This is a genomic window from Paenibacillus solani (assembly GCF_050475945.1).
GTDB lineage: Bacteria > Bacillota > Bacilli > Paenibacillales > Paenibacillaceae > Paenibacillus_AQ > Paenibacillus_AQ solani_A.
Genome location: NZ_JBCMXJ010000005.1, coordinates 683715 through 702840 on the forward strand (window position 1 = coordinate 683715; position 19126 = coordinate 702840).

The following is a 19126-nucleotide window of genomic DNA, read 5'->3' on the forward strand; positions in this document are numbered from 1 at the left end:
TCAGCTCCTTGAAAACTCGGAAATCAAACGTTTCTGGACCTCATCCAATGTGGTCTTCTCATTCACCTTTTGCTTCGTAAAATCCCATATCCGCCCGATATATTCTATCGATTCATCAATATCAGCATTGGAGCCCTCTTGATAAGCGCCTATATTAATCAAGTCTTCTGAATCCTTGTAAATGGCCATCAGTCGTTTCACATTCTCGGAAGCATCAATTTGATCCTCTGGTGAAATATCCTTCATGACCCGACTTATGCTGGCCAGTACATCAATCGCTGGAAAATGACCCTTGTTCGCAATATTCCGATTCAAAACGATATGGCCATCCAGAATCCCCCTGACCGCATCGGCGATCGGTTCATTCATGTCATCTCCATCAACCAACACGGTGTAAAATGCAGTAATCGAGCCAGTCGGGCCAGTCCCTGCACGCTCCAACAGTTTGGGAAGACTAGCAAATACCGACGGAGTATATCCGCGCATGGCCGGCGGTTCCCCCACAGCAAGCCCAACTTCACGCTGAGCCATTGCATACCGGGTAACCGAATCCATCATCAGCATCACATTCAAACCGCGATCCCGAAAATACTCGGCGATAGTCGTGGCGATCAATGCTCCCTTAATACGGATAAGAGCGGGTTGATCCGAAGTAGCAACAATCACAACAGACCGTTTCAGCCCTTCAGGACCCAAGTCTCGCTCTATGAAGTCCAACACTTCGCGCCCACGTTCCCCGATCAATGCAATCACATTGACATCCGCTGAAGTATTTCGGGCAATCATCCCCATCAAGGTACTTTTACCAACACCCGATCCGGCAAATATGCCAACCCGCTGGCCTTTACCGATGGAGAGCAAACCATCAATCGCTCGGACGCCGATACTGATTGGCTCCTGGACACGCGGCCGATTGAGCGGGTTTTGCGGGATGTTGTGGGTGGAGTAATGTGGCATTCGTGCAGGAATGATCGATCCATCAAGTGGTTGTCCCAATCCGTCCAACACTTTGCCAAGCAGCTCCGACCCCACCTGTACGCTAAGCGGTTTGCCAGTCCCGACGACATCGCAGCCTGGGCCGATAGAGTGAAGCTCACCAAGCGGCATCAGCAGCACCTTATTGTCTCTGAAACCTACAACCTCTGCTTTGAGCGGCGCCGATTGCTTCGTAGGATAGATGTAGCACACATCGCCTATACTGGCATCCGGCCCCTCCGATTCGACCATCAGTCCAATAACCTGTGTCACTTTACCATTGATGCGAACCGGGTCTATATGTTTCAGATAATCCAAATACCGTGCGCTATTCAGCTTCTTCATCATGACTTCTCCGCTCCTCGTCATCCAGGGCGTACCGCACCAGTTCTTTCTTGATCTCCGATAGCTGTGTATCGATACGGGCGTCTACACTTCCGAATGATGACCGGATAACACAGCCGCGATCCTTCACTGTAGAATCCGGCAGAATTTGAAGCTCTGCCTGTGAATCGATCGATAATCCAAGCTCTTCTCGGGCCGCATTTACAAATTCAAACTGTTCAGGTGCTACACAGAGTGAGATAATTCCCTTTTCCCTTTTGCGGGAAAGATTCTTCCGAATCAGCTCCAGCGTAAACTCTGGCTCTATAGCAAGCTGGTGATCCAATATTTTCTCAGCTATATTGCAGCTTAGCTCTACCAAGAATGGTTCTGCTTCTTGTATCAGATCTTCCTTGGTTTGATGAGCCAGTTGAAGCAACTCGCTAGCTTGGTGCGTCGCTTGCTCCATCAATTCCTTCATCTCAAGCTCTGCCTTAGCTGAACCTTCAGCGTATCCCTGACTGTAACCCTCCATCTTGAGCGTTTCTGCCAGGTCCTCGTCCTGAAGCCTTTGTTCTGTCCACCATGCTTCAATCTGTTGTTTAGCTTCTGTCAGCAGACGTTCAGCCTCTTCCGAAGCCTCTCGAATTTGTCTTTCAGCGAATTCCTGTGCATCCTTTAAAATTTCAGCCTTTAGGCGTTCTGCTTCAGCCACTGTCTGGATGGCAGCCGGCTCGGCAGGCGGTGGAATGTATTCCTCCTCCATCTCCTCGGTCGGTGAAGCATAACGTCGTGCAAGATCCAACTCTTTCAACACATCCATTGATTTATAGTGGGACGATTTGATCAAGTTAGACAATGATGTCATCTCCTCCGCCACGTGCGATAATGACCTCGCCCGCTTCTTCGAGTCTTCGGATCGTGCTCACAATCCGAGTTTGAGCTTCCTCCACATCACGCAGCCGCACCGGGCCCATATACTCCATTTCCTCACGGAAGGTTTCAGCCATACGCTTGGACATATTTCGGAAAATAACATCCCGTACTTCTTCGCTTGCCACTTTGAGCGCAAGCTGCAAATCGGCATTCTCGACATCGCGGATAATCCGCTGAATCGAACGATTGTCCACATTGACGATATCTTCGAATACGAACATCCGCTTCTTGATTTCTTCGGCGAGTTCCGGATCTTGGATCTCAAGCGAGTCAAGAATCGTGCGTTCCGTTCCGCGGTCAACGCCGTTCAAAATTTGAACGATGGATTCAATGCCTCCGGCACTGGTGTAATCCTGCGTAACCGTCGCCGACAGTTTCTGTTCGAGCACGCGTTCCACCTGAGCGATGACTTCCGGTGATGTACTGTCCATTACTGCGACCCTGCGAGCCACTTCGGCCTGCTTCTCTTGCGGAAGCGACGATAGAATCGCGGATGCCTGCTCATATTGGAGATACGATAAGACGAGTGCAATGGTTTGTGCATTCTCATTCTGGATAAAGTTCAGAATTTGGCTTGGGTCCGCTTTGCGAGCAAAGTCAAATGGCCTTACTTGAAGCGTTGCAGTCAGCCTATTGATCACTTCCATCGCTTTTTGCTGTCCAAGTGCCTTTTCCAGAATTTCTTTAGCGTAATTGATGCCACCTTGCGAGATGTACTCTTGGGCCAGGCAAATCTGATGGAACTCCTGAATAATGCTATCTTTTTCTTCGCTATCTACTTTGCGAACATTCGCAATCTCCAGCGTTAATTGTTCAATCTCTTCATCTCGGAGATGTTTAAATATTTGAGCAGACACTTCAGGGCCAAGCGTAATGAGCAGTATAGCCGCTTTCTGACGTCCGCTTAACATTTGGTTGTTTCCCTTAGCCACGCTTCCACCTCTATTCCTCAGCTAGCCATGTGCGAAGTAAATTCACGAATTCATCTGGCTTTTTCTTCGCCAAGGTTTCGAGTTGTTTACGAACCTGGCTTTCATTGGTCACACTCTCGAGATTAATCGATGGGAATTCTGTCACAGGCGGAAGCTGAATATCATCTTCATACTCTTCCTCCTGCTGTCTGCGTTTGCGGATGAAGAAAAAGGCTCCCCCGGCAATCAATGCCAATGCTGCTATCCCAATCCCCCATAAAACGGGCTGTGAAAATACAGTTTTAGGCTTTTCTTCCGTATCAACATTAAATACTTGCGAAATTACCGAAACTTTTTTGGACAAATCAGCGTCTGTATAAGTAGTATCAGAATCCGAAAGCGACGCTCTGACGATGTTCACCAGAATGTTCTGTATAGCCGTTCTTGTAGCATCATCTATAGTTTGTTGTCCAGCGGGTGGTTCAACCGAGACATTAATGGTTAAATCTTTAACAGTATATGGACTTGCGATTATATCCCTCGTGATTCGGTTTACCTCGTAGTTGACTGTTTTGGATAGTTCTTCCGAATTAGTCTCGCCACTTCCAGAATCGCTTGGATATCCCGGAACGGCCTCTTGGCCTACACCGGCAACTCCACCGGAAGGACTGCCTGTTCCTGAATAGTTCTTCTGGATTTCCTGAACACTGAGCTCGATCCCCTTCATTTCTTCCTCATCTACAGGGGTCACGATATTTTCCTTGCTTTGCATCTGATCGAAGTTCAGTTTGGAGACAACGAGAACATTGACTTTATTGGAACCCATGTATTGCGAGAGGAATTGCTGTACATTTTGTCTAACTTCGTTGTCAAACTTTTTTTGAAGGGCGAAGTTTTCTTCAACCTTGCCAAGTAGTCCGCCTTGACCGCCCTTGGCCGTTGCAATTAACTCGACTTCGTCATTGGTAATCGTAATATTCTCAATAGGCAAATTGGGAATTGCAGTCTTCACGAGGTTATAGTAACCATCGATGACCTCTTGATTAGGACGATAGCCTGGTTTAAATTGCACAACTACGGAAGCAGTAGCTTTATCTTCGTTTCCGTTTTTTGCAAACACACTTTCTTTGGGAAGGTTTAATAGAACCGTTGCATCTTGAACACCCTGCATCTTTTCGAGCAGTCGTTCAACTTCCCCATTGAGTGCATTTACATATTTCACTTCGAATTCTTTATCAGTCATTCCGATAGCAGAAGCATTCTGCTCAAAGGTCTCGAACCCAATTGTACCGTTCTGTACAAGCCCTTGAGAGCCCACGTCGATCTGAACCCTTGCTGCGTTCGTGCTCGGCACCAGGATGCTTCTTCCATCATCGCTTAATTTATATGGAATACCTTGGGTCTCCAAGTGGTTAATGATCCCTGCAGCGTCGCTAGAGTTCAAATCTCTAAATGCTACATCATATTTCGTCTTAGAGAATTGCATCGTTAATACGATCAACGCAATCAGAACGAATGCTACAGTAGCGATTAACATAATCTTTTGCTTATTGCTGAACTGGTTCCAATATTGGGTAATTTTTTCCCGGTATTGGATCATTCTCTCGTTCACATTGTCACCCCATCCGAAACTTTGCTAGAAACAATTAGATTTGCGTGCGCATGATCTCTTGATAGGCTTCTACCACTTTGTTTCGGACCTGTGTTGTGAGTTGAATACTCAACAGAGCCTGTTGGGCGGATATCATCGCCTGATCTACGTTTACTTGTCCAATCATTAACTTGTCGTTCATCACATGAGCATTCTGTTCCTGTGAAGCAACAGAGTTTAATGCATCACTCAAGTAAGAACCAAAATCGCGGATCGATTCGGAAGGAGTCGCTCCATTCTTCACTTGCTCCTGAACTTGAAGTGGCTGTATGCCCTGGACGCTGAACATAGCATTTTGAATCATAAATCTTCCCTCCTAAATAGTACCCGCTATGTAATTTTTCTATTATCTTCCAATCTCCAAAGCCTTCATGATCATGGCTTTTGAAGCGTTGATCGCTGTAACGTTAGCTTCATAAGAACGGGTAGCTGCAAGCATATCTACCATTTCCTTGGTTATATCTACGTTAGGCATAAGAACATAACCTTCCGTGTTTGCATCAGGATGTGTAGGGTTATACACCTGTTTTAACGGAGCCTGATCTTCCCGTATCTCTGCCACCTTTACACCTCGCCCTGCAGTCTGACCGTTCATCTGGGCTCTGAGCAGTCCTTCAAATGATTCCTGCTGCGGTTGAAATACAACTGTCTTGCGGCGATAAGGAACAGCCTGACCGTTCTCAATCCGAGCACGGGTAGTTTCTGCATTGGCGATATTGGAAGAGATGACATCCATTCGAAGCCGCTGTGCAGTAAGGGCTGATGCATTAATACTGAAGCTATTGCTAATATTCACTATTTTTATCTCCCTTCAACAGCTGTACGCATCATTCGAATCTGCTCGTTTACAGCTTGTATGTATGAGTTATAACGAAGCTGATTCTCTGCTAGAAGCGACATCTCCCTGTCTGCATCCACATTATTGTCGTTGTTATTCATGGAACTACTGCCATCCTTCATAACCGAAGCCTCAGGAATCTTCCCCGTTGGACCAATAACAAAATGTCTAGGATCCGTTCTTCTTCCCCGAAGCGAAAGCTGAGCCCCATCCATTTCTTTTTTCAGAAGACTCTCAAAGGATACCTCTGATCTCTTAAAATGAGGAGTATCCACGTTGGCGATATTGTTTGCAATCACGTTGTTTCTGAGATTTGCAGCATCCAAACCGCTTTGAAGCCGTTGAAAAGAACTGTTATTCAACAGATTCACTAGCTCATTCCTCCTGACTAGACTATGCAAGAAAAGATATTCCACTCTTCCTAGCAAAATCCTCTTTTTTCGACAAATGATATAATCCGTACGTACTAACCTAGGTCTTAAGTAGAAAAAGACAACATGATGTCACATAAACTAAGTTTCTTAAAGTTTGGGACTTTTTACAATAAGAAAAAAGCCCTATCTTTTGCCAAAAAGAAGGGCTTTATATCCATTTTTATTCGGTTTTTTTCTATATTATTGCAAATCATACCACTAATTCTGTAAAATTTACTTGGTTTCATCCAATGTATAGGTCCTGATGCGACCCATGGCACACTAGTAATTTGCGAAACCCTGCCCGATTTTTCCCAAGATGTGAAACTAATTCGACAATATGCTCCCGGAAATCGATCGCACCTCTCGACAATTATCTTCTTTCACCTACCGTGCGGATAGACCTATACGCCTGTTATGTGAGAGATTACAGAATATATTGACTCAGGTCCCGATCCTGGGCAATGCCTGAGAGCTTCTCCTTCACATACTGGGGCGTAATCACCATACGGTCCAATGTTAGTTCCGGCGCCTCAAAGGATAGGTCTTCGAGCAGCTTCTCTAGTATCGTATGGAGTCTTCGTGCACCGATATTTTCTGTATTCTGATTAACCGACGCCGCGATCTGGGCAATCTCGCGAATAGCCTCTGGCGAAAATTCTACCTCGAGATCTTCTGTACGCAGCAGATTGACGTACTGCTTGGTAAGCGCATTTTGGGGCTCGGTTAGAATGGATACAAAATCATCCAGCGACAAGCTGCTTAGTTCTACCCGAATTGGAAAGCGGCCCTGGAGCTCAGGAATCAAATCTGACGGCTTCGCAATATGAAAAGCACCTGCGGCAATAAACAAGACAAAGTCTGTTTTGACAGGTCCATATTTCGTCATAATCGTGGAACCTTCCACAATTGGCAATATATCACGCTGTACGCCTTCCCTGGATACATCCGGCCCCGATTGGCGACCTTGGCTGGCAACCTTATCGATCTCATCAATAAAAATAATGCCGGATTGCTCAGCACGAGAAATGGACTCCTGAATCACATCGTCCATATCAATTAGCTTGCCCGCTTCCTCTTGGATGAGTACTTTTCTCGCTTCCTTGACGGACAACTTACGACGCTTCGTTCGTTTTGGCATCAAGTTGCCAAACATCTCCTGCATGTTCATGCCCATCTGATCATTGCCCTGTCCGGCAAACATATCAAACATGTTCGGAGCGGCATCCTCAACATCAATCTCGATCATGTCGTCTTCAAGCTTGCCTGCTAGCAAATTAAAACGCACCTGTCTCCGTTTCTCTTTGAGACTTGCATCCTTCTCGCCCGCATCTTCATCATCTTCTCGACTAGAATCATTGTTGGCGCCGCCAAACAGCATTTCAAAAGGATTACGCTGGCTCTTCTGTCCTTTGGCTGAAGGTGCCAACAACTGAACGATCCGCTCGTTCGCCATTTCCTCAGCCTTGTCCTTCACCTTCTCCGTACGCTCCAGCTTCACCATCCGAATAGCGGTCTCCACCAGGTCGCGCACCATGGACTCTACATCACGTCCCACATAACCAACCTCGGTAAACTTCGTCGCTTCCACCTTCACAAAAGGAGCATGCACCAGCTTGGCAAGCCTTCTCGCAATCTCCGTCTTACCGACACCGGTAGGACCAATCATCAAAATATTCTTGGGTACGATTTCATCCCGCTCGTCATCCGTCAGCAAACTCCGGCGATAGCGGTTCCGAAGAGCTACCGCTACGGACTTCTTAGCTTCCTTCTGGCCTACAATGTATTTATCCAGCTCGGATACGATTTGTCTAGGCGTCATCGATTCTTTACTCATCGCGAATACCTCCAACTCTGATATGGCTTATATTGCCGCAGGGCATTCTTACAGTTCTTCTACAATAATATTGCTATTCGTATAAACACAAACCTCAGAAGCAATCTGAAGCGCTTCTCTGGCTATGTCCTTCGCTTCCATATGCCCAGCATGACGCTTCAGCGCACGACCTGCTGACAAGGCAAAATTGCCGCCTGAACCAATGGCCAGCACATCATCATCCGGCTCAATAATTTCGCCTCCGCCGGAAATCAGCAGCATACCTGTCTTATCCATTACAATCATCAAGGCTTCAAGCTTGCGCAACACTCGATCTTGACGCCAATCCTTTGCCAGTTCGACAGCAGCCCGCTGCAAATTGCCATGATGCTCCTCCAGCTTGCCTTCGAATTTCTCAAATAACGTAATTGCATCCGCCACAGAACCGGCAAAACCGGCGACAACTTGTCCCCGGTAAAGACGGCGCACTTTCTTGGCGGTCTGCTTCATGACTACACTCTCACCGAATGTGACCTGTCCATCACCGGCAATGGCTGCTTGGCCATTATGCCGAACTGCACATATCGTAGTGGCATGAAAAGTCATTTCCATGATGCAAGACCTCCCTGAGAAAATAAGTTTAGATTGTATTCAGTTCATTGTCGCTTACAAACACTCTCACTTTATCAAGAGCACGGTTTGCGAGCGCTTCGTTCTTCTCCTTTTTGTTGCGAATCCTTTTCTCCAGGCTTGGCAGAAGACCAAAGTTCGCATTCATCGGCTGGAAGTTTTCAGGATCAGCATGGGTTATGTAATAAGCCATGCTTCCGATGGTTGACTCTTGAGGGAAGACGACGCCCTCCTGTCCAAGAGCTGCCCGCGCCGCATTGATGCCGGCTATCAGTCCAGAGGCCGCGGATTCCACATAACCCTCCACGCCGGTCATTTGCCCTGCTAGGTATAGATTAGGCCGGGTTTTCACTTGATAGGTCTGTTCCAGCAATCTCGGTGAATTAACAAACGTATTGCGGTGCATGACGCCATAACGTACAATTTCAGCGTTCTCAAGACCGGGAATCATAGAAATGATCCGTTTTTGCTCGCCCCACTTCAAATGAGTCTGGAAACCGACAAGGTTATAAAGTGTTCCCGCTGCGTTATCTTGACGAAGCTGCACGACTGCATGAGGCAGCTTGCCTGTATGCGGGTTCACTAGTCCTACGGGCTTCATTGGGCCAAACAATGCTGTTTGCTTGCCACGCTGCATCATAATCTCGATCGGCATGCAGCCTTCGAAATAAATCTCTTTTTCGAATTCTTTTAATTCCGCGACTTCTGCATGGATAAGCGCATCATAGAAGGCGTCAAACTCTTCTTCCGTCATAGGGCAATTCAGATATGCCGCTTCACCCTTATCATACCGCGAGGCAAGATAGACCTTGCTCATATCGATGGAGTCCTTTTCCACGATCGGTGCAGCTGCATCATAAAAATAGAAATAATCCTCGCCCATTAGCTCACGGATTTGTGCAGATAATGCGGGAGAAGTCAGCGGACCTGTGGCAATGACAACAATCCCTTCTTCAGGTATATGCTGGATTTCTTCATTTACAACCTCAATTAACGGATGTTGATGCAGTGTTTCCGTAATCTCTCCAGAAAAACCGTCACGGTCAACGGCCAGAGCCCCGCCCGCCGGAACGGCATTGCGGTCTGCAGCTCCGATGACAAGCGAATTCAACATCCGCATCTCTTCCTTCAGTACACCAACGGCATTAGTCAAGCCGTTCGCCCGGAGCGAATTACTGCACACAAGCTCTGCGAACTTGTCCGTATGATGCGCCGGTGTTTTTACAACCGGTCGCATCTCATATAGTGTAACGGGTACGCCGTGGCTCGCAATCTGCCAGGCAGCTTCACTGCCCGCAAGACCTGCCCCGATAACCGTAACCCGCTGTGATTGTGATTCAGTCAATGTCTTTACCCCCTGTATGCCTTACAAATCTGCTGTTTCGTCTTGTTCCTCGACCATCTCGGAATAATCACAAGAAGTACATTGGAGCTTGACACCTTGCTTGCTTTTTTTCTCTACCATTAAACTGCTGCAGTTCGGACACGGCTTCGTTGACGGTTTATCCCATGATACAAAGTCACATTCCGGATAACGATCACACCCAAAGAAGACGCGCCCCTTCTTACTGCGGCGTTCCACGACATGCCCTTCCTTGCATTTCGGGCAAGCCACACCAATATCTTTTATGATCGGCTTTGTATTTCGGCACTCTGGGAATCCTGAACAAGCAAGGAACTTGCCGAAACGCCCCAGTTTATAAACCAAGTGCTTGCCACATTTTTCGCAGATCTCATCGGAAACCTCATCTTCGATTTCAATTTCCTTCATTTCCTCTTCTGCTACTTCAAGGCGCTTTTCGAAAGATTCATAGAACTCTGCCAATACTTTGACCCAATCCTCAGAGCCTTCCTCCACATGGTCCAAATCTTCTTCCATGTTTGCCGTAAATTCAACGTTGAGAATCTCGGGGAAAAACTGCTCCATCTGTTCGATGACAAGCTCACCTAGCTCGGTTGGCATAAACTTCTTCTCTTCAATGGCAACATAGCCTCTCTTCTGGATCGTCTCCAGCGTAGGTGCATACGTACTTGGGCGCCCGATTCCGAGTTCTTCCAGAGTCCGGACAAGACGCGCTTCCGTATAACGCGGAGGCGGCTGCGTAAAGTGCTGCTTCGGCTCGATCTCCTTCTTCTCCAGGATGTCACCTGTATGAAGCTCTGGCAGGTACTTGTCTTCCTCTGTCGTTCCATCATCGTTGCCTTCGACGTAGACTTTCATGAATCCCGGAAAACGAACCTTCGAACCTGTCGCCCGGAAAACGGTCTTACCCGCTGTGATATCCACGGAAAGCGTATCCAGTACAGCAGAAGCCATCTGGCTCGCCACAAAACGTTCCCAAACCAGTTTGTACAGGCGAAGCTGGTCACGGCTCATAAACGGCTTCACTGACTCAGGATCTCTCAATACGGATGTTGGGCGAATCGCTTCATGCGCATCCTGCGCATTGGCCGCTTTTTTCGAATATTGTCTTGGACTCTCCGGCACGAACGGATCTCCGTACTTCTCGGTAATGTAATCTTTTGCTTCCTCTTGCGCTGTACCGGAAATCCGGGTGGAATCGGTACGCATATACGTAATCAAACCTACAGTGCCTTCCTTGCCAAGCTCGACACCCTCGTATAATTGCTGTGCGACCGACATGGTCTTGGCAGCTCGGAAACCAAGCTTACGTGCAGCTTCCTGCTGCAAGGAACTTGTCGTGAATGGCGGCGACGGGTGCCGCTGACGTTCACGTTCCTTGACCTCGCCAACCTGAAAGGAAGCATCCTTGATCGCTTCGAGGATTTCATTGACTTCCTCTTCATTCGTCAGTTCCTTCTTCGCGCCATTCAACTGAGTGAACTTAGCTTCAAATGCAGAACCGTTAACGGCCAGCTTGGCTGTGATGGTCCAATATTCTTCTGGTATAAAAGCGCTGATCTCGTTCTCGCGATCGAGAATGATCTTCACAGCTACCGATTGAACACGACCAGCGGAGAGACCCTTTTTCACTTTCTTCCATAATAGTGGACTAATCTTGTAACCAACCAAACGGTCCAGGATGCGTCTGGCTTGCTGCGCATTTACGAGATCCATGTTGATTTTGCGCGGCGTCTTGAAAGCATCCTTCACCGCGGTTTTCGTTATTTCATTAAATACAACCCGCAGGCTTTGAGTATCATCAAGCTCCAGCGCGTGCGCAAGATGCCATGCAATAGCTTCCCCTTCGCGATCGGGGTCAGCTGCGAGGTACACTTTTTTCACCTTTTTGCTAGCATCCTTAAGTTCCTTTAAGACAGAACCTTTTCCGCGGATCGTAATGTATTTCGGATTGAAGTCATTTTCCACCTCAACCCCGATCTGGCTCTTCGGCAAATCGCGAACATGACCCATCGAAGCCTTCACGATATACTTGCTGCCGAGATATTTGCCAATCGTTTTCGCCTTGGCAGGCGACTCTACGATGACGAGTGAATCCGCCACAGGTTCATCCTCCTCTCCAACATTCAAACTTTCCCATTATATGATCTTATATATAGCACCGGGTAATTGGGTAATCTGCTTTTTTATGATTAAAGATAACAGAACTGAATGCAAATGTCCAAAATCCCATTGGGTACGCTCGATCATCTCATCAAGCGAACTGTGCCCCTGTTCGAGCATATGGTATATTTGCCGTTCATCATTTGTCAACCCGGCAATATAATCAGGATGCTCTTGACGAAGACCCCGCCGCTCCTTATTGTATGTATCCGAAGCCCTCTTTGGCAACCATGAATCATATTCTTCTATTATATCCCTTGCTTCTGTTACCATCTTGGCGCCTTGCTTAATTAAATCAAGAGTCCCTCTGCTCTTTGGGGAAGTAATAGGCCCCGGCACAGAAAACACATCCCTCCCAGCCTCCAAGGCTAGATCCGCCGTGATTAACGAGCCGCTGCGGGCGTCTGCTTCAACCACTACAGTGCCCAGCGTGAGTCCTGCAATGATCCGGTTTCTCTGCGGAAAGAAACCAGGCAGCGCATTTGTGCCAGGCGGATACTCCGATATAATCAGCCCTTTAGCAGCGATTTCTTCATATAGAGAACGGTTCTCCGGTGGATATATGATATCAATGCCAGCTCCAAGTACCGCCACGGTCTTCCCGCCGCTTCGCAAAGCAGTCTCGTGAACCACGCTATCAATGCCTTTGGCCATTCCGCTAACGACTGCAAGCCCCGACCGTGCCAGCTCTTCCGATAGCATGGCAGCTATTTTCCTTCCATAAGCTGTTGGCACCCTTGTGCCAACCATAGCAATTCCCGGCAGCTCCATCATCTGGATGTCACCAATGCAGTACAACACCCAAGGAGCTTGGGGCGCTGATCTTAATGTATCAGGATAAACTTTATCAAGGGCTGTTATAATACGGACTTTCGCACGGCTTGTCAATTTCCAGTTACCTTCTGATTCCTCAAGGCGCCTGTATTCTTCCTCATTCGACAGTTCGACACTTTTCTTCTCAACAAGTAAAGGAAAGCTCCTCGTCAACTTATTTGCTCTTTCGACAGATAAGCCAAGAGCCCTCCAATCATTCATATCATACGACAGCAGGCCTTCATGCAGCCCACCGGTCGTCATAATCCGGTTGATTGTCTTCCATCCAATACCTTCACTTTCGTGCAACGCAATCAGCAGTATATTGTCTATCTTCATAAGGTGGCCTCCTTAAAATATAAAATCAACAACAAAAAAGCAACCTTTTATCCCCTTGAATGGAAATAAAAGGTTGCTTACCTTAAGTTATATTCATGGATTAAGCCTGTTATCGCACTACAATGAAAACCTTAGTGAGTCGTACAAGACTCCAGAAGGCCTTTCTCTTCAAGCACGCTTACGAGGGTTGATCCCATTTCAGCTGGCGTAGGAGCTACTTTGATGCCACAGGCTTCAAGTACGGAAATTTTTTCCTTGGCCGTACCTTTACCACCTGAAATAATGGCACCCGCATGGCCCATGCGTTTTCCTGGAGGTGCAGTTGCACCACCAATGAAGCCCACGACCGGCTTGGTCATGTTCGCTTTGATCCACTCCGCCGCTTCTTCTTCAGCTGTACCGCCGATTTCACCAATCATGATGACCGCTTTGGTATTCGGATCTTCATTAAACAGTTTTAAGACATCGATAAACTCAGTCCCTTTTACCGGGTCCCCGCCGATTCCCACAGCTGAGGATTGGCCGATGCCGCGGGCTGTCAACTGGTGAACAGCCTCATAAGTCAAGGTGCCGCTTCGGGATACAACGCCGACATGTCCTGGCGTGTGAATATAGCCCGGCATAATGCCGATTTTACATTCACCCGGCGTGATAACACCTGGGCAGTTAGGACCGATCAGACGAGTTTTCTTGCCTTCCATATAACGGGATACTTTTACCATATCCAGCACCGGGATGCCTTCCGTGATGCAAATAACCAGTTCCATTTCAGCATCAATAGCTTCCAGAATGGAATCAGCTGCAAAAGCAGGCGGCACATAAATAACGCTTGCCGTTGCACCTGTTTTGGCTTTCGCTTCCTCAACGGTATTGTAAACCGGCAATTTAACGGTTTCGCCGTTCTCCAGCGTGATTTCTACTTCAGTACCACCTTTGCCCGGTGAAGTTCCGCCGACCATTTGTGTACCGTAATCAAGGGCACCTTTTGCATGGAACAGGGCTGTTTTGCCTGTAATCCCTTGTGTGATAACTTTTGTATTCTTATCGATCAAAATACTCACGATTGATTCACATCCCCTATTGTTATTTGAAAATGAAAGCAACCGCACGGCAGAGCTCTATGACTCATCGTGCCATGCCTCTTCAGGAATGAAATATTACTGAACGAGGGAGACGATCTTCTGTGCTCCATCGGCCATGGAATCAGCAGGCACGATATTCAGACCAGACTCAGCCAGAATTTGCTTGCCAAGGTCCACGTTCGTTCCTTCCAAACGTACAACAAGCGGACGCGTTAAGCCCAACTGTTTCGCTGCTTCGACAACACCGGTAGCAATAACGTCACAACGCATAATACCACCGAAAATGTTAACGAAGATTCCTTTTACCTGAGGATCGGACAAAATAATCTTGAAGGCTTCTGTTACCTTCTCAGTTGTTGCACCGCCCCCAACATCAAGGAAGTTAGCCGGGTCGCCGCCGTAATATTTGATGATATCCATCGTAGCCATAGCAAGACCGGCACCGTTAACCATACAGCCGATATTGCCATCAAGAGCTATGTAACTCAAGTCGTATTTGGATGCTTCGATTTCCTTCTCATCCTCTTCATCCAAGTCGCGCAGTTCAAGGATGTCTTTATGACGGAACAACGCATTGGAGTCAAAGTTAAGTTTCGCATCAAGAGCCATGACGTTTCCGTCACCTGTTACGACAAGCGGATTGATTTCAGCGATAGAGCAATCCTTCTCCACGAATGCCTTATACAAGGCCAGCATGAACTGAACAGCTTTACCTACCAATTCATTTGGGATATTGATCGAATATGCTAGCTTCCGAGCTTGGAATGTTTGAAGTCCGATCGCCGGATCGACAACTTCCTTAAAAATCTTCTCAGGAGTTGCTGCTGCAACCTCTTCGATTTCAGTACCGCCTTCTTCTGACGCCATCATGACGACACGGCCTGTGGCACGGTCCACGACCACACCGATGTAATACTCTTTGCGGATATCGCAGCCCTCTTCAATAAGGAGACGCTTGACTTCCTTGCCTTCCGGACCTGTTTGGTGAGTCACCAACACCTTGCCCAGAATTTCTTCGGCATAAGCACGAACCTCATCAAGGCTCTTAGCCACCTTAACACCGCCGGCTTTACCACGTCCACCTGCGTGGATCTGTGCCTTGACAACGGTTACGGGACTGCCCAAAGATTGTGCTGCTTCCACAGCTTCTTCTACCGTAAACGCCACTTTGCCGTTCGGAACAGCGACTCCATATTGCTTCAGTACTTGTTTTCCTTGATATTCATGGATATTCATTCTCGAATCCTCCTATCAACATGACTGGAACAAGGCTGGCTGACACAAAAACTAATCTATGAAAAGTTCTCATTGTCAACCTTTATATATTAAACCCAAGCTATTGTAACATGTTTTTAAAACGCTTACCTTAAAAAGTTCACAGTTTATCCAACCTATTTGGCATCGGTATGATTCCTTCCAGATATAAATTGGAATTATATGTAATTAAACTTCTATTTTTTACTGATTAAACGCACCAACCCGATAGCCCCCAAGATGACAATGGCAAGACCCACAATTCCAGCAATAAGCGTGATGATAATATTTTCCCATAAAATAACCATTCTACAATCCTCTCTCCTATTCCGGTATATTCACAGTAACTTTTACTATTATACCATTATATCCCTTTTCATGTGAGGTTGCCGGTCGATCTTATATAACAAATCACTTTATCCTTTTTCTGCTATCCGTTAGAATGGTTGAAAAGCAAGTAAGCGCATCCATAAGGAGATTCAACATGAAATGGATTCATTCTTTTTTTCCGACCCGTTCTTTATTCGTTAAAATGCTGATATATTTTCTCGTCGTCATTATCCTGTTGTCGTCTTACAATCTGTGGTCGATGACATTTTACTCTCGCAACGTGAACAACGAGATCGTCAAATATAATTTGACGCTCATCCGCAACACGGTCGATAACTTTGAGAAGCAATATTCGACTTGGAAAAGCCTGCTTCTTAATCTTCAGCATAATGAGTTTGTCGGCAATATTAGCAGACAAGCGGATGCTGGCGGCAAAAGAGGCATCGATTATTTGCAGGTGGATATGGTGATGGACCAGATCAGAACCCTTGTAACTCAGCCGTATTATCATTTGAACAATGTCATGATCTACTATCCGAAACACGCCTTCCTGCTTGAACGCGACGGAATCGTCAATGATGACCGGATGTTTAAGCATTATTACATCAGCGATTCCTATCCTTATGAGTTCTGGAAACAGGGTGATCATGCAAGCCGCGGCTTCCTTCAAATGCTTCCGAGTAGTCTTTTTTCAATTGGGACGGAGAAAAATGAAATGCAGTTGCTGCCGTTGATCACCAACGTGCAGGGCAGCTCCTATAACATCATCGCCTTCGTCAATATGAAAAGCTGGTATGAATCATATAAAGGAATGGCCGGTTCCCGGTTTCTGTTACAGGATCAGGATGGAAAAGTGCTGTTTCAATCTTCCCCTGATCCTAAATCCGAGCTTCTGCCGGAGTGGGACGGTAAATCGGAGTGGATTAAGCAGAAGGGATCATACTATTTTTTCGAAAAGGGTGCCCGTTCGGGATTGACATACGTCTCTATTATTCCGCATAAGGAACTTAATCAGAGCATCAGCCGCATGAACTGGTTTGCCGTACTATTATTTGCAGCTACACTCCTGATAGGCACGGTGGCATCATGGGTCTTCTCCCGTAATATCAACCAACCGCTGAAGAGGATGATAAGAGGATTGGGGCAATCGGAGATGGAGCAGTATCAAGGCAGCATCGCTGAGTTCAGCGCCATATCTAACCATCTGAGTGGCTTGCAGCACGAACGCAAAACAATTAAGGAATGGATGGACCACACCAAGCCCTTACTGACCAGCTACCACTATCTGGCGCAGTTCAAGAACATTGCCATAGACACCTCCGCTTCCAAGGAGCTTTGGGTAGGCGAAGGAACGTTTGTGGTCATCATATATCAGCTTCGTTACCGTCATATCACCACTCATCAACTCGACGCATTGATGACGAGAGCAACCGGGAAGATCAAGGATATCATCACGATGCAGATCCAGGAAGAATTTCCTTTATCGCATACCCTTCAAATGGAAGGCAAGCAGATCCTGTCCATTGTGTATACCCAAGATCGAAGCGATTTACAGCAGTCTCTTCAGCAACTCAAGCGTATCTTTGACCATGATCAAAGCACCTATCTCGTGAATATTGCCGTTTCGTCGGTCTTTCAGCAGACCTCGGAGTTTGACCAAGCTTATGCTGAAGCCGCGTCTCTTCTGCTGCAAGCAATGCCGCTTGAAGAGACTCAGATCATATGGGAGAAGAAACAGTCTGAGGATATAACAGGATTTACTGCTGAGCAGGAGCATGAGTTCTACGTGAACCTGCAGGCAGGCAACGAGAGCAGCTGCCAGACATTGATCGAGCGTGCCCTGGAAAGGCTGCAGCGGCAGGGGGTTACTGCTGAACAACTGAGCCACTTCGCCAAATCGGTATCTGTCCGCATGAGAAGAACGATGGAACTGTTAAAAATTAATACCGAGGTATTTTCCGATAACGATGAGAAGTTTGCTTACAGCGTAACCTCGGAGCAATATCGGGATATTCTTTTGGATGAGCTCGCCCATGCAGCCCAGGCCATCCGTCTGAAACGGGAGGAACATTACGATATAATCCAATATGTCATTCATTATCTCGAGTCCCATTACGCTGAAGAAATCTCTCTGGAGCAGCTGGCTTCCAAGCTTAACATGTCGCCTACATACTTATCCGGGTATATTAAAGAAAAAACAGGAAGCAATTTCAGCGACCAATTAAATGCAATTCGGATCATGAAAGCGAAGGAACTTCTGGAAACGACAAATACGCCGATTCAAGAAGTTGGCAACCGGATCGGTTACCGCAATGTCACCTCCTTCATCCGCATGTTCAAAAAAATAACCGGCCAAACACCTGGCGATTATCGGAAGACCCATTCGTTCCGATCATAGCAGGTGAGCGGCCGGCCGCTTAACCTTTTACAGACCCAATTAAAGCTCCTTTTACAAAGTACTTTTGTATAAATGGATAAACAAGGAGGATTGGCAGGGTAGACACCATGATAGTAGCAAATTTCAATCCGTCTTCAATGACCACAATATCACCTACAACCGGTCCTTCTGTTCCCGTAAATTGTCCAGATAATACGATATTTCTTAATATCACTTGCAGAGGCTGCATATCCGCATCACGCAGATACAACAGAGGACCCATGAAGTTATTCCACATGCCGACTGCGTAATACAATCCAATGGTGGCAAGGACCGGCTTGGAGAGCGGAAGCACAATCCGAAAAAAGATGCCGATCTCGGATAGACCATCGATTTTGCCTGATTCTTCAAGTTCCTGAGGCATCCCCATAAAAAAGGTCCGCATGATAAGCAGATTCCAGGTGCCAACAGCTCCAGGAAGGACCATGCCCCATATCGTGTTGACAAAACCAAGCTCCTTCACAACCAGAAATGTCGGAATCATCCCGCCATTAAAAAACATCGTAAAAACGATCATCATCAGGATGGGTTTGCCCAGGACCATCTTAGATTTGGACAGGGCATAGGCACCAAGTGCTGTTACCATCAGCGAAATAGCGGTTCCCAGGATAACATAAATCAGGGTATTCTTGTACCCCTTCAGTACCCGCCCGTCCTCGAACACGTACTGATACATATCCAGATTGAAGCCCTTCGGCCAAAGCCACACTTCTCCTGAGGCGATAGCAGCGGAATCGCTGAGCGATACAGCCAACATGTAAACAAAAGGGTATAAACATGCCACTACGATCCCAGACAGGATTACGGCATTCAATGCGTCAAACCAATTCCATCTCTGTTTCATCACGTAC

16 protein-coding genes are annotated in these 19126 nt (G+C 46.9%); 1 reads left to right on the forward strand and 15 read right to left on the reverse strand.

All coding sequences use genetic code 11. The features are described from left to right. The 14 genes from fliI to sucC form a co-directional block, all read right to left on the reverse strand. Complete coding sequence (gene fliI / locus ABEQ74_RS04925; RefSeq protein WP_430120921.1) at window positions 1–1320, reverse strand: flagellar protein export ATPase FliI; 1320 nt, start codon at window positions 1318–1320, stop codon at window positions 1–3. Then, complete coding sequence (locus ABEQ74_RS04930) at window positions 1304–2158, reverse strand: FliH/SctL family protein (RefSeq protein ID WP_430120030.1); 855 nt, start codon at window positions 2156–2158, stop codon at window positions 1304–1306. The genes fliI and ABEQ74_RS04930 overlap by 17 nt, the downstream gene beginning before the upstream one ends. Continuing rightward, window positions 2151–3167: a flagellar motor switch protein FliG gene (fliG, locus tag ABEQ74_RS04935; RefSeq protein ID WP_053492631.1), complete on the reverse strand. Its 1017-nt coding sequence runs from the start codon at window positions 3165–3167 to the stop codon at window positions 2151–2153. Before fliG ends, ABEQ74_RS04930 begins: the two co-directional genes overlap by 8 nt. Before the next feature lie 10 nt (window positions 3168–3177). Then, a complete protein-coding gene (gene fliF, locus ABEQ74_RS04940; protein WP_430120032.1) occupies window positions 3178–4758 on the reverse strand; it encodes a flagellar basal-body MS-ring/collar protein FliF in 1581 nt (526 codons plus the stop codon). Window positions 4759–4792: 34 nt separating this feature from the next. After that, window positions 4793–5101, reverse strand: coding sequence for a flagellar hook-basal body complex protein FliE (gene fliE, locus ABEQ74_RS04945; protein WP_430120034.1), 309 nt, complete (start codon window positions 5099–5101; stop codon window positions 4793–4795). Between the two features lie 42 nt (window positions 5102–5143). After that, window positions 5144–5593: a flagellar basal body rod protein FlgC gene (gene flgC, locus ABEQ74_RS04950; protein WP_430120036.1), complete on the reverse strand. Its 450-nt coding sequence runs from the start codon at window positions 5591–5593 to the stop codon at window positions 5144–5146. Window positions 5594–5598: 5 nt separating this feature from the next. Then, on the reverse strand, window positions 5599–6006 hold the full coding sequence (gene flgB / locus ABEQ74_RS04955; RefSeq protein ID WP_430120038.1) for a flagellar basal body rod protein FlgB: 408 nt from the start codon (window positions 6004–6006) through the stop codon (window positions 5599–5601). Between the two features lie 469 nt (window positions 6007–6475). Then, window positions 6476–7885: an ATP-dependent protease ATPase subunit HslU gene (gene hslU, locus ABEQ74_RS04960; RefSeq protein ID WP_430120040.1), complete on the reverse strand. Its 1410-nt coding sequence runs from the start codon at window positions 7883–7885 to the stop codon at window positions 6476–6478. A gap of 48 nt (window positions 7886–7933) precedes the next feature. Next, complete coding sequence (gene hslV / locus ABEQ74_RS04965) at window positions 7934–8476, reverse strand: ATP-dependent protease subunit HslV (RefSeq protein WP_053492625.1); 543 nt, start codon at window positions 8474–8476, stop codon at window positions 7934–7936. A gap of 28 nt (window positions 8477–8504) precedes the next feature. Beyond that, window positions 8505–9839 (reverse strand): FADH(2)-oxidizing methylenetetrahydrofolate--tRNA-(uracil(54)-C(5))-methyltransferase TrmFO, encoded by a 1335-nt coding sequence (gene trmFO, locus ABEQ74_RS04970; protein WP_430120043.1) that lies wholly within the window; start codon window positions 9837–9839, stop codon window positions 8505–8507. Window positions 9840–9860: 21 nt separating this feature from the next. Continuing rightward, window positions 9861–11960, reverse strand: coding sequence for a type I DNA topoisomerase (gene topA / locus ABEQ74_RS04975; protein ID WP_430120045.1), 2100 nt, complete (start codon window positions 11958–11960; stop codon window positions 9861–9863). A gap of 36 nt (window positions 11961–11996) precedes the next feature. Next, complete coding sequence (gene dprA / locus ABEQ74_RS04980) at window positions 11997–13172, reverse strand: DNA-processing protein DprA (RefSeq protein WP_430120047.1); 1176 nt, start codon at window positions 13170–13172, stop codon at window positions 11997–11999. Window positions 13173–13303: 131 nt separating this feature from the next. After that, window positions 13304–14233 (reverse strand): succinate--CoA ligase subunit alpha, encoded by a 930-nt coding sequence (sucD, locus tag ABEQ74_RS04985; RefSeq protein ID WP_430120049.1) that lies wholly within the window; start codon window positions 14231–14233, stop codon window positions 13304–13306. Between the two features lie 96 nt (window positions 14234–14329). After that, window positions 14330–15490, reverse strand: a complete 1161-nt coding sequence (gene sucC, locus ABEQ74_RS04990; protein WP_430120051.1) for an ADP-forming succinate--CoA ligase subunit beta — start codon at window positions 15488–15490, stop codon at window positions 14330–14332. 502 nt (window positions 15491–15992) lie between these two features. Here sucC and ABEQ74_RS04995 point away from each other — a divergent pair. Then, entirely contained in the window at window positions 15993–18236 is a 2244-nt protein-coding gene (locus tag ABEQ74_RS04995) for a helix-turn-helix domain-containing protein (RefSeq protein ID WP_430120053.1), read from the forward strand. Window positions 18237–18255: 19 nt separating this feature from the next. On the opposite strand, the gene ABEQ74_RS05000 is transcribed toward ABEQ74_RS04995, so the two are convergent. Continuing rightward, window positions 18256–19119 carry a carbohydrate ABC transporter permease gene (locus ABEQ74_RS05000; RefSeq protein WP_430120055.1) on the reverse strand — a complete coding sequence of 288 codons (864 nt, stop codon included), beginning with the start codon at window positions 19117–19119 and terminating at the stop codon, window positions 18256–18258. Window positions 19120–19126: the final 7 nt, after the last annotated feature.

Coding starts and splice junctions, on each gene's coding strand:
- fliI (WP_430120921.1), bottom strand. CDS start 1,320: ATGAAGAAGCTGAATAGCGCACGGTATTTGGATTATCTGAAACATATA.
- fliE (WP_430120034.1), bottom strand. CDS start 5,101: ATGATTCAAAATGCTATGTTCAGCGTCCAGGGCATACAGCCACTTCAA.
- hslU (WP_430120040.1), bottom strand. CDS start 7,885: ATGAGTAAAGAATCGATGACGCCTAGACAAATCGTATCCGAGCTGGAT.
- hslV (WP_053492625.1), bottom strand. CDS start 8,476: ATGGAAATGACTTTTCATGCCACTACGATATGTGCAGTTCGGCATAAT.
- dprA (WP_430120047.1), bottom strand. CDS start 13,172: ATGAAGATAGACAATATACTGCTGATTGCGTTGCACGAAAGTGAAGGT.
- sucC (WP_430120051.1), bottom strand. CDS start 15,490: ATGAATATCCATGAATATCAAGGAAAACAAGTACTGAAGCAATATGGA.
- ABEQ74_RS04995 (WP_430120053.1), top strand. CDS start 15,993: ATGAAATGGATTCATTCTTTTTTTCCGACCCGTTCTTTATTCGTTAAA.
- ABEQ74_RS05000 (WP_430120055.1), bottom strand. CDS start 19,119: ATGAAACAGAGATGGAATTGGTTTGACGCATTGAATGCCGTAATCCTG.